Origin of the sequence: Streptomyces olivochromogenes (assembly GCF_021538895.1) — a bacterium.
Classification (GTDB): Bacteria; Actinomycetota; Actinomycetes; order Streptomycetales; family Streptomycetaceae; genus Streptomyces; species Streptomyces olivochromogenes_A.
In genome coordinates, this window is the sequence record NZ_JADDRL010000068.1 from 40,734 (window position 1) to 54,401 (window position 13,668).

Consider the following 13,668-nt stretch of genomic DNA (forward strand, 5'->3'; position numbering starts at 1 on the left):
AGAGGAGACGTCCGTGGACTTTGGATTCACCGCCGAGGACGACGCGTTCCGTGCCGAGGTGCGGGCGTGGCTGGCGGCGCATGCCCAGGAAGCGCGGGATCGGCGTGCCTGGGAACGTGCGCTGGGGAAAGCGGGCTGGATCGGACTCGGGTGGGCCCAGGACGGGTACGGCAATCGCACGGCGTCCCTCACCCAACAGGTCGCCTGGGCCGAGGAGTACGCCCGCTCGCCGGCGCCCCCGCGCTCCGGGCACATCGGGGAGAACCTGCTCGCCCCCACCCTGATCGTCCACGGCACCGACGCTCAGAAGTCCCGGTTCCTGCCGCCGATCGCCGCCGGTGACGAACTCTGGTGTCAGGGGTACAGCGAACCCGGAGCGGGATCGGACCTGGCGGGTGTGCGGACCGTGGCCGCGCGGGAGGCGGGGGAGCCGTACTTCCGGATCACCGGGCAGAAGATCTGGACCTCGCTCGCCCACGAGGCCGACTGGTGCTTCGTGCTGGCGCGGACGGACGCCGGATCGCGGCGGCACCACGGTCTGAGCTTCCTGCTGGTGCCCATGGACCAGCCGGGGCGGGTCGAGGTCCGGCCGATTCGGCAGATGACCGGGACCAGCGAGTTCAACGAGGTCTTCTTCGACGGGGCACGCGCGCACGTGGAGCACGTGGTGGGCGGCGAGGGTCAGGGCTGGAGCGTGGCGATGAGCCTGCTCGGTTTCGAGCGGGGGGTGTCCACGCTCGCCCAGCAGATCGGTTTCGCCGAGGAGTTGGCGGCGGTGGTGCGGACGGCCGTGGCGACCGGTGCCGCTCGCGACCCGGTCGTCCGGGACCGGATCGTGCGCCAGTGGGCCGAGCTGCGCACCATGCGCTGGAACGCCCTGCGCACCCTGGGCGGTTCGGGCGGACCGGGTGCGCCGAGCGTGGCCAAGCTGCTGTGGGCGGGCTGGCACCAACGGCTCGGCGAGCTGGCGGTGCTGGTGCGCGGGGCGGCGGCGGGCGTCGGCCCGGCCGACTGGTCGCCGGACGCGCCGTACGGACTCGACACCGCACAGCACCTGCTCCTCTTCTCCCGGGCCGACACCATCTACGGCGGCTCGGACCAGGTACAGCGCACGATCATCGCCGAGCGCGTGCTCGGTCTGCCGAGGGAGCCGAAGGGGGTCGTGTGATGCGCGGCGTGCTGTTCGACGGCAAGCAGGTCCAGGTCGTGGACGATCTGGAGGTACGGGATCCGGGGCCCGCGGAGGTGCTGGTCGCGATCGCCGCGGCGGGGCTGTGCCACAGCGACCTGTCCGTGGTGGACGGGACCATCCCCTTCCCGGTGCCCGTGGTGCTGGGGCACGAGGGGGCCGGGGTGGTGGAGGCGGTCGGCGCGGGCGTCACCCATGTCTCGCCCGGCGACCATGTGGCGCTGTCCACGCTCGCGAACTGCGGAACGTGCGCGGAGTGCGACCGGGGCCGGCCGACGATGTGCCGCCAGGCCATCGGCCGGCCCGGCCGGCCCTTCAGCCGGGCGGGCCGGCCGGTCCACCAGTTCGCCTCCAACTCGGCCTTCGCGGAACGTACGGTCGTCAAGGCCGTGCAGGCCGTGCGGATCCCGAAGGACATCCCGCTGCCGTCGGCCGCGCTGATGGGCTGCGGAGTGCTGACCGGGGTGGGGGCCGTGCTCAACCGCGCCCGCGTGGACCGCGGGGACACCGTGCTGGTCATCGGCACGGGCGGGATCGGCCTGAACGTCATCCAGGGCGCCCGGATCGCGGGCGCGCTGCGGATCGTGGCGGTGGACGCCAATCCGGCGAAGGAGGAAGTGGCCCGGCAGTTCGGCGCCACGGACTTCCTGTCCTCGACGGAGGGAGTGAAGGAGATCCTGCCGAACGGCGCGGACCACGCCTTCGAGTGCGTGGGCCGGGTGGAGCTGATCCGGCAGGCGATCGACCTCCTCGACCGCCACGGCCAGGCGGTCCTGCTCGGGGTGCCGCCCGCCACGGCCGAGGCGTCCTTCCTCGTCTCCGCCATGTACCTGGACAAGTCCATCCTCGGCTGCCGCTACGGCTCATCACGCCCCCAGCGCGACATCGCCCTGTACGCCGAGCTCTACCGCCAAGGCCGCCTGCTCCTGGACGAGTTGGTGACCGGCACCTACCCGGTCGAGGACTTCGAGAAGGCCCGGGCGGACGCGGAGGCGGGCCGGGTGGCCAGGGGGGTGCTCACGTTCTGAGCCGCCGCGGAGGGCGGCCGTCCCGAGTTGTCCACAGGCGGGGGAAATTCGGTCGGCCACTGTCGGTGCCGACCCCTACCGTCATCGCATGAGCTACCGCGACGTCGCCTCCCAACAGGTCCTGACCTGGGCCTGCGTGGCCATCGGTGCCCGTATGCCGGTGGCCATGGCCCCGCTGGCCCTGGTCTTCCTGGTCCGGGAACGCCCCGGCGGCTACTCCCTGGGCGCGGCCCTCGCCGCCGCCTACGTGATCGGGGAGATCCTCGGCGCCCCCGTCCTCGGCATGCGTCTGAAGCCCGACCGCGCCCGCCCCCACCTGGCCGCGGGCCTCGCCGCCGGAGCCGCCGGCTTCGCCGGCCTCGGCCTGCTGCCCACCGCACACCCCGTCATACTCGCGGCGTTCGCCTTCCTCGCGGGCGCCGGCCCCTCCGCGGCCCCCGGCGGACTGCGCACCCTGCTCACCTCGCTGGTCCCGGCGCGCGCGGCGACCCAGGCGCTGTCCTTCGAGTCGATGCTCACCTTCGGGGTGTGGGCCCTGTCCCCGGCCGCCGTCACCGGCCTCGCCCTCGGCGTCGCACCGTGGCTCCCACCGCTGCTCGAAGCCGCCCTGATGGCGTCCTCGGTCGCGGGACTGTGGCTGCTTCCCGCCGGCTGGGCGGCGGACGCGCGGGAGGACGAGGAGGGCACCTCCCGGCTGCGCGTCCTGACCCGCGCCTGGCCGGTGTATGTCACGGGCGCGGCGAGCCTGTCGCTGCTCGCCCTCGCCGAACTCGTCCTGCCCGCCCTGCTGGAGCAGCGCGGCATCGGCGTCGGCTGGTCCGGCCCGCTGCTCACGGTGATGTCGGTGACCTCGGCCGTCGGCGCGTTCCTGTACGGGCTGCGGTCCTGGCCGGGGCGGCTGCGGACGCGCAGCCTGGTGCTGATGTGCGGGATGTCGGCGGCGCTGATCCTGCTCGCGCTGATACCCGCAGCCCCTGGGGTCGCCGCCGCGCTGGCCGTGGCCGGCCTGCTCCAGTCGGGCGCCATGCTCACCCGCAACCTGTCCCTGCGCGAGGCACTCCCGCCGGGCGCCCTGGCCGCCGGCTACTCGGTCATGTACGCGGCCGTCGGCGCGGGTTACGCCGCCACCGGCTCCCTGGCCGGAGCCCTGCTCGACGTCGTCGCCCCCTCGACGGCGATCCTGGCGGGCGTGGCCCTGACCCTGGTGCTCACGGCGATCGGCTGGTGGGGCGAGCGACGTGCCGAGGCACGCGCGGGCGGTTCAGCGGGTGACGCCGACACCGCAGTAGCGCTCGGCGCCGCCGCCGGAGCGGAACGTCCGCCGGTACGCGGTGGGGGTGACCCCGAGCGCCGCCTGTAGGTGCTGGCGCATCGACTGGGCCGTGCCGAAGCCCGCGTCCCGGGCCACCTGGTCGACGGAGAGGTCGGTGGACTCCAGCAGGTGCCGGGCGCGTTCGACGCGCTGCTGCGTGAGCCACTGGCCGGGGCTGATGCCGACCTCCTCGCGGAAACGGCGGGTGAAGGTGCGCACCGACATGGACTCCTGCTCGGCCATGTCCCGCAGCTGGATCGGCTCGTGCAGCCGGCCCAGCGCCCAGGCGCGGGCGGCGGTCGTGGTGGCCAACTGGGGGTCCGGCACGGGCCGGTGGATGTACTGCGCCTGACCGCCGTCGCGGTGCGGCGGTACGACCGTGCGGCGGGCCACCTCGTTGGCGATCGCGGTGCCGTGGTCGCGGCGCACGATGTGCAGGCACAGGTCGATCCCGGCGGCGACGCCCGCCGAGGTCAGCACGTCGCCGTCGTCCACGAACAGCACGTCCGCGTCCACCTTGATCCGCGGGAACACCCGCTGGAAGCGTTCGGCGTCGGCCCAGTGCGTGGCCGCCGGGCGGCCGTCCAGGTAGCCGGCGGCGGCCAGGACGTAGCCGCCGGTGCAGATGGCGGCGAGCCGGGTGCCAGGGCGGATGTGGGCGAGCGCGGCGGCGAGTTCGTCGGTCAGCACGCCCTCGTCGAAGACCGGGCCGAGCTCGTACGACGCCGGGACGACGACCGTGTCGGCGGTGGCCAGGACCTCCGGGCCGTGGGGCACGTGGATGTGGAAGTCGGCGTCCGTCTCGACCGGGCCGGGCGGCCGGATCGAGCAGGTGAGGACCTCGTAGAGGTGGCGTCCCTCGGCGTCCTTCGGACGGCCGAAGATGCGGTGCGGGATGCCCAGCTCGAAGGGGAGCAGCCCGTCGAGGGCGAGGACGACGACGCGATGCGGGTGGAGCGCGGTCCGATCCATGGCCCGATCCTAACCAATGCTGGCCTTCGGGCCACTCGATGAAGGAGAACGCGGAACGGAAGCTTTATGTCGTGACCCAGACAAGCGAAGCCGCAGCCGCCATACAGGCCCCGCCCGCCAGGAAGCGGAACCGCATCCACCGGGCGTGGTTCGTCGCCGCCGTCACCTTCGTCACGATCGTCGGCGCGGCGGCCTTCCGCTCGCTGCCCGGCCTGCTCATCGACCCGCTGCACCAGGAGTTCGGCTGGTCGCGCGGCACCATCGGCGCCGCTGTCTCCGTCAACCTCGCGCTGTACGGGCTCACCGCGCCGTTCGCGGCGGCGCTGATGGACCGCTTCGGCATCCGCAAGGTGGTCGCGGTCGCGCTGACCGTGATCTCGATCGGCTCGGGCCTGACCGTCTGGATGACGGCGGCCTGGCAGCTGATGCTGTGCTGGGGCCTGCTGGTCGGACTGGGCTCCGGTTCGATGGCCCTCGCCTTCGCCGCGACCGTCACCAACCGCTGGTTCACCGAGCGGCGCGGCCTGGTCAGCGGCATCCTCACCGCCGGCTCCGCCTCCGGCCAGCTGATCTTCCTGCCGCTGCTGTCCTGGATGGTCGAGACGTACGACTGGCGTCCGGCCGCCGTGACGGTCGCCCTCGCGGCCCTCGCGGTCGTCCCGTTCGTCTGGCTGCTGCTGCGCGACCACCCGGCCGACGTGGGCGTGAAGCCGTACGGCGCGAGCGCGTTCGTACCGAAGCCGCAGCCGGTCACCGGTGCCGCCCGACGCGCCCTCACGGTCCTGTCCTCCGCCGTCCGCACCGGCCCCTTCTGGCTACTGGCCGGCACCTTCGCGATCTGCGGCGCCTCCACCAACGGCCTGATCCAGACCCACTTCGTGCCCGCGGCGCACGACCACGGCATGCCCATCACGGCGGCGGCCTCGCTGCTCGCGGTCATCGGCGTGTTCGACGTGGTCGGCACGATCGCCTCCGGCTGGTTCACCGACCGCTTCGAACCGCGCCGTCTGCTCGCCGTCTACTACGCCCTGCGCGGCATCTCGCTCCTGTTCCTGCCCATGCTGCTGGCGCCGAGCGTGCACCCGCCGATGATCTTCTTCATCGTCTTCTACGGCCTCGACTGGGTCGCCACCGTCCCGCCCACCCTGGCCCTGTGCCGGGAGCAGTACGGCGAGGACAGCGCCATCGTCTTCGGCTGGGTGCTCGCCTCCCACCAGGTGGGCGCGGCCCTCGTCGCCTTCCTCGGCGGCGTGGCACGGGACGCGTTCGGCTCCTACGACATGGTCTGGTACGCCTCCGGCGCCCTGTGCGCGGCGGCCGCCCTGATGGCCCTGGTGATCAGGCGCCGACCGGCGGCCGTGGCGGCGGTGGTGCCGGCCTGAGGCCCTTGGTCACCCGTCGAGTCGCCTGAACTTCCCCCGATGGAACATCAGCGGTCCGTCGGGGGCCTCGCCCGTGTCCAGGGCGTCCACCCGGCCGACCACGATGAGGTGGTCGCCGCCGGTGTGCACGGCCTGGATCGTGCAGTCGATCCAGGCGGCGGTCCCGGTCAGGCGCGGGGAGCCGGAGACCGGCGCGGCGTCGTAGGGGACGCCGGCGAACTTGTCCGCGCCGCTCACCGCGAAGCCGCGGCACAGCTCGCCCTGGGCGGCGTTCAGGACGTTGACGCAGAAGACGCCTGCGCGGGCGATGCGTGGCCAGGTCGTCGACGTACGGCCCACCATGAAGATGACGAGGGGCGGGTCGAGGGAGAGGGAGGCGAAGGACTGGCAGGCGAAGCCGGCCGGGGAGTCCTCGCCCTCGGCGGCCGGGGCGGTGATCACGGTCACCCCGGTCGCGAAGTTCCCGAGCACGCGCCGGAACTCGTCCTGGGCGACCGGCGCCCGTTCGTCCTCGCCGACGCACCGCAACGTTGGGCGCGGCAGCGTCTCCACGGGCCCGGGGGCCGACCTGAGGTACCGGACGGCGGCGGCCGCCGCCCCTGCGTGTCCCATCACCCCTCCATTGAAGCTGACGGTGTGTCAGATGGGAAGGGTGGCGGCAGGCTCGGCGCGGGCACCTTCGTAGGCTGCGTCCATGGGGTGGGGGAACATGCGCGAACGAGTCGGTGACGGCGGGCTGTACTGGACGTCCGCCGATCGCAGTGCGGCGGCCGCGCTGAGCGGGGCCCAGGTTCCGGCGGCCGGGCTGCTGCTGTGGATCGAGAGCTTCGGCCGCGACGACTACGGCGCCGGGAACGGCGGTGCCCTCGGCGGGCTCTGCCTCCTGGTCGGCGTCCCGCTGTTGCTGCCCGTGGTGGGCATGGCGCTGACGTTCGTCCTGACCCTGCCCTCGGTGGTGCTCGCCCGCCTCGCCACGCGGCGCCTGGGCGGCCCCTCCTGGCTCTGGCACCTGGTGGCCCCGGTCGCTCCGGCTCTCGTCTGGGGCACGGTGACCGCCCTGCCGTTCTCCTGGCCGCTCACCACGACGGTCGGGGTCCTGACCGCGCTGGGCGTCCTGCCCACGCTCGGCGTCGCCTACGTCCGCGGGCGCAGCTGGCTGCCGGGGGGTGTCTGGTGGCGCGCGGCGCTCGGCTCGGCCGGCCTGTTCGTCCTGGCCTTCGGTGGCGGGGTGCTGGCCACCGAGAGCGGCCTGATCAAGCAGTACGAGCCCCCGAAGCTCAGCGCCGCCCGGCTCGTGGGGGAGTGGCACGGCCCGCACGGGGCGGTCCTGCGGCTGGGCCCGGACGGGCACGCGGAGGCCACCGGGCTGCCGGCCGAGCCTCCCGTCGACGACTGGCCGGAAAAGGAGTTCGTCCGGTGCGACGGCACCGGCACCTGGGCCCGCGAGGACGGCGAGAGCGACGGCGGCCGTGAGGGCATCGGCCTGCGTCTGAAGGGGGACTGCGGAGACGAGACCCACTGGTCCTTCGGCGGCAGCGTGGACGCCCCCGAACTCTTCGTGATCTTCGGCGAACTGGACGGGGGCGAACCCACGATCCTCCGGCCGGCCCGGAGCTGAGCCGTACCGCCCCCGACCGCCGCGCTCACCGCCCCCGGAACTCCGCCTCCCTGCGCTCCACGAACGCCCGCAGTCCTTCCCGGGCGTCCTCGGTCGTCATGTTGATCTCCTGCGCGGCGGCCTCGGCGGCGAAGGCGGACGCCCGGTCGCCGTCGAGGGACGCGTTGACGAGCTGCTTGGTCAGGGCGAGCGCCCGGGTCGGCCCGGCCGCCAGCCGGGTCGCCCACTCCCGGGCCGTCTTGTCCAACTCCCCGTCCGGCACGACCCGGTTGACGAGGCCCAGCCGCTCCGCCTCCGGCGCGGTCAGCGCGTCCCCGAAGAACATCAACTCCTTGGCCCGCTGCGGGCCGATCAGCCGGGGCAGGAGGTAGGCGCCGCCGGCGTCCGGTACGAGCCCGCGTCGTACGAACACCTCGATGAACCGGGCGGATTCGGCGGCCAGTACGAGATCGCAGGCGAACGCGAGATGGGCGCCGAGCCCGGCAGTCGTGCCGTTGACGGCGGCGATCACCGGTTTCTCGCAGTCCAGCACGGCCGCGATCAGCCGCTGGGCACCCAGCCGCAGCGTGCGCGCCACATCGCCGGGGATCCGCTCCCCGGCACCGGCCCCGGCACCGGCCCCGGCACCGGCACCGCCGCCCCGCAGATCCGCGCCCGCGCAGAAACCGCGTCCCGTCCCCGTGAGGACCACGGCCCCCACGTCCGGGTCGGTGGAGGCCTCCGACAGCAGCCGGACGACCTCCTCCCGCTGGTCCGGCGTCAGGGCGTTGAGGGCCTCCGGGCGGTTGAGGGTCAGGTGCGCGACCCGCTCGAACCGCACCTGCACCACCTGGGCGGTCACCGGCACACCACCAGCGCGTCCAGCGCCACCGCGCCCTGCCCCCGCGGCAGCACCATGAGCGGATTGATGTCCAGCTCCGCGATGTCGTCCCCGAGTTCCAGCGCCATGCGCTGCACCCGCAGGACGACCTCCACGAGCCCGTCGACGTCGGCGGGCGGCCGCCCGCGCACCCCGTCCAGCAGCGCCCGCCCGCGCAGTTCGGCGAGCATGTCCCGGGCCTGCTCCTCGCCGAACGGCGGCACGCGGACGGCGGCGTCCCGCAGCACCTCGACGAGGACCCCGCCCAGCCCGACGGTCACGGTCGGCCCGAACAGCGCGTCGTGCGTGGCGCCGACGACCATCTCCACGCCCCGCTCGACCATCTGGCACACCAGGACGCCGTCCAGACAGACTCCCTCGTAGCGGGCGATGTCGGTCAGCTCGCGGTAGGCGTCCCGCACCTGGCTGGCCGAGGTCAGCCCGATCTTCACCAGGCCCAGCTCGGTCTTGTGGGCGATCTGCGCACCGGACGCCTTCATCACCACGGGGTAACCGACCTGCGCGGCCGCCCGGACGGCCGCCGCCGCGCTGGTGACCAGCTGCTCACGGGGCACCCGGATGCCGTACGCGCGCAGCAGCTGCTTGGCCGCGTGCTCGCTCAGCTGCTGTCCCGGCCGCATCAGGTCCCGGACCTTGCGGAACGACGGGGAGGGGGTGCGGGGCGCCTCGTCGAAGGGGGAGCGGTAGGAGCGGACGAAGCGGTGGTGGTCGAGGTAGGCGCGGACGGCGGTGAGGCAGTTGCCGACGGTGCGGAAGGTGGCCACGCGGGAGGAGCCGAGCAGCACCTCGCGGTACGCCGGCTCGGTGCCGACCGGCGATCCCCACACCACGCATACCAGCTTGTCGGTGTGCTCCGCCGCGTCGACCAGGTCCCGCACGAGCCGGTCGCTCAGCGGCGGGAAGGGGCCGGTGACCGGACAGATCAGGACCCCCACCTCCGGGTCGTCGAGGATCGAGTCGATGATCTTCCGCCCGCGTTCGTCCCCGACCGGATGCCCCCCGTTGTCGACGGGGTTGGCCACGCTCAGGTACTCGGGTATCCACTGGTGCAGCTCGGCCTGCCGGGCCTCGGACAGGACCGGGAGCCTCAGGCCCGCCCCGGTGGCCAGGTCGGCGACGTGCGCGCCCGTGCCGCCCGAGATCGAGTAGACGACCACGCCCTCGGCGCGCGGCGGCCGGGCCCGCGCCAACAGGGCGGCGGTGTCCTGGAGTTCGTCGAGCCCGTCGACCCGGACGACGCCGAACTGCCGCATCGCCGCGTCCACCACGTCGTCGGCCCCGGTCAGCTTGCCGGTGTGCGAGGCGGCGGTCCGGGCGCCGACCTCCGTGCGGCCCACCTTGACGGCGACGACCGGCACCTGGCGGCGGGCGGCGCGGTCGGCGGCGAGCAGGAAGGATCGGCCGTCCTTGAGGCCCTCGACGTAGCAGGCGATGGCGCCGACCTCGGGCCGCTCGGCGAAGTACGAGATGAAGTCGGCGGTCTCCAGATCGGCCTCGTTGCCGGTCGGGGCCCAGTGGGAGAGCCGGATGCCGAGCTCCTGGAGGGCGAAGACGGGGCGCCCCTGGTGCCCGGACTGGGTGATGAGCGCGATCGCCGGGCCCTGGAGGTCCTCCCGGAACCGCTCGAAGGCGTTCAGGTTGGTGTTCGGCCCGAGCAGCCGGAGCCCCGACCGCCGGACGGCGGCCGCGAGCCGTGCCTGCGCCTCGGCCCCTTCCTCGCCCGTCTCCGCGAACCCGGAGGCGAAGGCGACGGCGAACCTCACCTTGGCCTCGGCGAGTTCCTCGACCACCGGGAGGGGGTCGGCGACCAGCAGTACGGCGAGGTCGATCTGCTCGGGCAGTTCGGCGACCGAACGGGAGCAGGGGATGCCGAACACGGACGGCCGGGTGGGATGCACGGGGTGCACCCGCGCCCCCACCCGGGCGGCCCAGTCGAGGAGTTGCCGGGTGATCCCGGTGTTCGGCCGGCCCTCCGTGTCCGAGGCGCCGATCACGGCGACGGACCCGGGCCGGAAGAAGCGCTCCAGATCCGGGACGTCCGAGTAGAGCGGCCGCCCGCTCACGTCCAGGTCGTCCACGTCGGCCGCCCGGCCGTGGACGGCGGGCCCGGGGTGCTGCTCGCCGCAGGCGATGACCCGGGCCCGGCGGGAGTCGGTGGTGAGGGTGCCGTGGGTTGATCCAAGCATCGTTTCCGCCCGCTCCTGTGTGACTGCTCATTTAACTGACACAGTGTCAGATTACTGAACTGACGCTGTGTCAGGAACTGGTCTGCGCGGGCAAAGTTCGCACCCGGCGCGAAGGGGGCGGCCGGACGCCCGTGGTGCGGGCGGCCGGATCAGAGCGCGGCGAGCACCTCTTTCGCCACTCGCTCGCCCGAGCGCACCGCACCGTCCATGTACCCGTTCCAGTACGTGGAGGTCTCCGTACCGGCCCAGTGGATCCCGCCCACCGGCTCGCGCAGCGCGTCCCCGTACCCGGTCAGCACACCCGGCGGCGCGTACGCGACCGGGCCGCCCCGCGAGAAGCCCTCGTTGTCCCAGCGCTGCACGACGAAGTGGGTGGGGGACTTCGCCCGGTCCCCGAAGTAGTTCGCGTAGTCCTTCAGCACGGCGGCCCTGATGTCGTCCGTGCTCGCCGCGTCGTACGCCCGCATCTCGTCGCCCTCGATGAAGCCCATCAGCGCGCCGTACGACCCGTCGAGCGGCGAGTTGTCGAAGGTCGACCGGACGACACCGGTGTCGCTGACCGCCTGCCCGTTCAGGCCGTCGGCCCGCCAGAAGGGGGTGTCGTACACGGCGATCGCCTTGCCGACCGACCCCATCGGCAACCGCTGGCACAGCTGGTCGCGGGTGGCGGGCAGCAGCGGGTCGTAGGAGATGCGCGCGGCCAGCGGCGGCGGCACCGCGACGACCACCCGGCTCGCCGTCACGGTGATCCCGTCCGCGGTGACCAGGTACGCGCCGCCCGACCGTACGACGGACCGCACCGGCGCGCCCAGCACCACCCGGTCCCCGAGCGTCGCCGCCAGCTTGATCGGCACCTGCTGGGAGCCGCCGACGAAGCGGGAGTCCTGGGCGCCGTTCGCGGTGTCGGTGAGGCGCTCCAGGGTGCCGGCCGTGGACTCGTTGCCGGCCGCGGCGATGTAGTACAGCACGTACAGGAGGGAGAGTTCGCGCGGCTGCGCCGAGAAGATCGACGTACAGGCCACGTCGAGCAGGAACTTGGCCGAGGGCACGACGGCGTGGGCGTTCAGCCAGCTCTCGAAGGTCTGCCGGTCCCACTCGGCGGCCTTGGCGGCGGTCCAGGGCGCGTCGACCGGCACCTGCTTGGCCATGCCGTCGAGCTGGGACTGCACGATCGCGGCGTTCGCGAGTCCGGCCGCGTCCACGGGCGGCACGGAACCGAGGATGCCGTCCGTCGCGTACGGCGTCCGCTTCCCGTCCTTGTAGAGCAGGTTCTTGCCCGCGTTGTACGTCGGGAACGTCGCCACGCCGAGCGAGTCGGCGAGGGCCCTGAGGCGGTCCTGGGTGGGGCCGATGAACTCGCCGCCGCCCTCGGTGACGCCGCCGTTCGCGAGCTTCAGGTTCACCACCCGCCCGCCGACCCGGTCCCGTGCCTCCAGGACGACCACGGACCGGCCGCCCGCCACCAGGTCGCGGGCCGCGGTGAGTCCGGCCAGCCCGCCCCCGACGACACAGACGTCGGCGGTGCGGGTGGCGGCCGCGGACGCCGCAGAGGCGGCCGTGGCGGCGGTGGCGGAGAGGCCGGCGGCCCCGGCCGCGCCGCCGAGCAGGGAGCGCCGGGAGAGCCGGGGAGACCGGGGGAGCTGTCTTTCGCGTGCCACGTGCGTCCTCCGTCGGGGCGAGAGGGGGTGGAGCCGGAAAGTTGAGCGGTGCTCACATTCTGACCCCGCACGAGGGCGCCGTACAGCTCTCGCGCCACAACTGACTCCGAAGTAACGAGATGTGCACGTAGGCGAGTTGAGGTGTCCTACGTCAGACCGGGAGTCGGGACAGTGACTCTCCGGCACCCTTCGCCAGCGCCTTCGCGATCTTCTCCGCGTCGATCGCCAGCTCGCGGAACATGCCGCTGATGGGGTTGGTGAAGCCGGTGAAGTACAGGCCGGGGGCGTTCTGCGGGCTGCGCGCCCCGTGCACGACCGGTCTGCCCCGGCCGTCGAGCACGTCCAGGTGACCGACGAGGTCCTCCAGGCCGCGGACGTAGCCGGTGGCCGCGACGACGGCGTCCGGTTCGACGCGGGTGCCGTCGGCGAGGACGACCTTGCCGTCCTCGAAGGAGTCCACGGCGGCGACCACCTCGACCCGCCCCTTGCGCACGGCGTCGATCAGACCGACGTCCAGGACCGGGACCGCCCCCGCCTTCGCGCGGGAGTACAGGCCGGTGTCGGGACGCGGCAGCCCGTGCGCCGACAGGTCCGGCACACTGATCCTGGCCTGCGCCCTGCACAACCGGTCGACGAGCCCCACGGGCAGCCGCCGGATCAGCATGGCGGAGTACTGCGAGGCCCACCCCGCGGTGGACCGGCGCACGATGTGCGGAGTCGTACGGACGCTCAGGCGCACCCGCGCCGCGCCCCCCTCCACCAGGTCCACGGCGATCTCGGCGCCCGTGTTGCCGACGCCGACCACGAGGACGTCCCGCCCGGCGTAGGGCTCGGCGTTCCGGTACCGGCCGGCGTGCAGGAACTCGCCGCCGTACCCGTCCAGGCCCGGCCAGTCGGGCAGGCGCGGGGTGTGGTTGAAGCCGGTGGCCACGACGACCGCGCCACCGGTCAGCTCGCGCCCGCCGGAGGCGTGCAGCAGCCAGCCCGTGCCGTCGTCCGTACGCTCCACGCGCGACACCTCGACACCGGTGACGATCTCCAGCTCGTGGTGCTCGGCGTACTTCTCCAGGTAGCGCACCACGTCGTCGCGGGCCACCCACCGCCCGAACCGGCGCGGCATCGGCAGCCCCGGCAGGGCGGACAGCCGGCGGGTGGTGTGCAGGCGGAGCCGGTCGTAGTGGCGTCGCCAGGAGGCGCCGACCCCGTCGGACTTCTCCAGGACGACTGCCCGTATGCCCCGGGCCCGCAGCGCGTACGCGACGGCCAGTCCGCCCGGGCCGCCGCCGATGACGTAGACGGGGCGGTCGGCGGGGTGTCCTGCGGGGATACGGGAGTTGGCCATGAGCGGGAGCGTAATCACATCGCAGGTTGATGGGTCTCGGTCAAGACCGGAATTGGTTGCGGATTGATCACGCCTGTAGGAGGAGTGCGGGGGACCGGTGA

The 13,668-nt window shown here is 73.4% G+C and carries 11 protein-coding genes; 5 read left to right on the forward strand and 6 right to left on the reverse strand.

The window, feature by feature from the left end; translation table 11 throughout:
* Positions 1-13: 13 nt before the first annotated feature.
* The 3 genes from IPZ69_RS29625 to IPZ69_RS29635 all read left to right on the forward strand — a co-directional run bounded on the left by IPZ69_RS29625 (position 14) and on the right by IPZ69_RS29635 (position 3,577).
* The gene (locus tag IPZ69_RS29625) at positions 14-1,168 is read left to right on the forward strand and encodes an acyl-CoA dehydrogenase family protein (RefSeq protein ID WP_235457681.1); all 1,155 of its coding nucleotides are present in this window, start codon (positions 14-16) and stop codon (positions 1,166-1,168) included.
* Complete coding sequence (locus IPZ69_RS29630) at positions 1,168-2,217, forward strand: Zn-dependent alcohol dehydrogenase (protein ID WP_235457683.1); 1,050 nt, start codon at positions 1,168-1,170, stop codon at positions 2,215-2,217. Before IPZ69_RS29625 ends, IPZ69_RS29630 begins: the two co-directional genes overlap by 1 nt.
* 88 nt (positions 2,218-2,305) lie before the next feature.
* Positions 2,306-3,577 (forward strand): MFS transporter, encoded by a 1,272-nt coding sequence (locus IPZ69_RS29635; RefSeq protein ID WP_235457685.1) that lies wholly within the window; start codon positions 2,306-2,308, stop codon positions 3,575-3,577.
* Here the strand turns inward: IPZ69_RS29635 and IPZ69_RS29640 are convergent.
* Positions 3,479-4,501 (reverse strand): GlxA family transcriptional regulator, encoded by a 1,023-nt coding sequence (locus IPZ69_RS29640; RefSeq protein ID WP_235457687.1) that lies wholly within the window; start codon positions 4,499-4,501, stop codon positions 3,479-3,481. The genes IPZ69_RS29635 and IPZ69_RS29640 overlap by 99 nt on opposite strands.
* Positions 4,502-4,572: 71 nt before the next feature.
* On the opposite strand from IPZ69_RS29640, the gene IPZ69_RS29645 reads away from it, so the two are divergent.
* Entirely contained in the window at positions 4,573-5,883 is a 1,311-nt protein-coding gene (locus tag IPZ69_RS29645; RefSeq protein ID WP_235457688.1) for an MFS transporter, read from the forward strand.
* A gap of 9 nt (positions 5,884-5,892) precedes the next feature.
* Here IPZ69_RS29645 and IPZ69_RS29650 read toward each other — a convergent pair whose 3' ends face one another.
* Entirely contained in the window at positions 5,893-6,495 is a 603-nt protein-coding gene (locus tag IPZ69_RS29650; RefSeq protein WP_235457690.1) for a flavin reductase family protein, read from the reverse strand.
* A gap of 97 nt (positions 6,496-6,592) precedes the next feature.
* On the opposite strand from IPZ69_RS29650, the gene IPZ69_RS29655 reads away from it, so the two are divergent.
* Entirely contained in the window at positions 6,593-7,501 is a 909-nt protein-coding gene (locus tag IPZ69_RS29655; protein WP_235457691.1) for a hypothetical protein, read from the forward strand.
* Between the two features lie 25 nt (positions 7,502-7,526).
* On the opposite strand, the gene IPZ69_RS29660 is transcribed toward IPZ69_RS29655, so the two are convergent.
* The 4 genes from IPZ69_RS29660 to IPZ69_RS29675 all read right to left on the reverse strand — a co-directional run bounded on the left by IPZ69_RS29660 (position 7,527) and on the right by IPZ69_RS29675 (position 13,567).
* Positions 7,527-8,342, reverse strand: a complete 816-nt coding sequence (locus IPZ69_RS29660; protein WP_374294251.1) for an enoyl-CoA hydratase/isomerase family protein — start codon at positions 8,340-8,342, stop codon at positions 7,527-7,529.
* A complete protein-coding gene (locus tag IPZ69_RS29665) occupies positions 8,339-10,567 on the reverse strand; it encodes an acetate--CoA ligase family protein (RefSeq protein ID WP_235457693.1) in 2,229 nt (742 codons plus the stop codon). The genes IPZ69_RS29660 and IPZ69_RS29665 overlap by 4 nt, the downstream gene beginning before the upstream one ends.
* A 149-nt stretch (positions 10,568-10,716) precedes the next feature.
* Positions 10,717-12,225, reverse strand: coding sequence for a flavin monoamine oxidase family protein (locus tag IPZ69_RS29670; protein ID WP_235457694.1), 1,509 nt, complete (start codon positions 12,223-12,225; stop codon positions 10,717-10,719).
* A 151-nt stretch (positions 12,226-12,376) separates the two neighbouring features.
* The gene (locus IPZ69_RS29675; protein ID WP_235457695.1) at positions 12,377-13,567 is read right to left on the reverse strand and encodes a flavin-containing monooxygenase; all 1,191 of its coding nucleotides are present in this window, start codon (positions 13,565-13,567) and stop codon (positions 12,377-12,379) included.
* Positions 13,568-13,668 lie beyond the last annotated feature (101 nt).

Excerpts from the sequence above, each read along its gene's own strand:
- IPZ69_RS29635 (WP_235457685.1), top strand. The coding sequence starts at position 2,306 with ATGAGCTACCGCGACGTCGCCTCCCAACAGGTCCTGACCTGGGCCTGC.
- IPZ69_RS29665 (WP_235457693.1), bottom strand. The coding sequence starts at position 10,567 with ATGCTTGGATCAACCCACGGCACCCTCACCACCGACTCCCGCCGGGCC.
- IPZ69_RS29630 (WP_235457683.1), top strand. The coding sequence starts at position 1,168 with ATGCGCGGCGTGCTGTTCGACGGCAAGCAGGTCCAGGTCGTGGACGAT.
- IPZ69_RS29675 (WP_235457695.1), bottom strand. The coding sequence starts at position 13,567 with ATGGCCAACTCCCGTATCCCCGCAGGACACCCCGCCGACCGCCCCGTC.
- IPZ69_RS29640 (WP_235457687.1), bottom strand. The coding sequence starts at position 4,501 with ATGGATCGGACCGCGCTCCACCCGCATCGCGTCGTCGTCCTCGCCCTC.
- IPZ69_RS29650 (WP_235457690.1), bottom strand. The coding sequence starts at position 6,495 with ATGGGACACGCAGGGGCGGCGGCCGCCGCCGTCCGGTACCTCAGGTCG.
- IPZ69_RS29655 (WP_235457691.1), top strand. The coding sequence starts at position 6,593 with ATGCGCGAACGAGTCGGTGACGGCGGGCTGTACTGGACGTCCGCCGAT.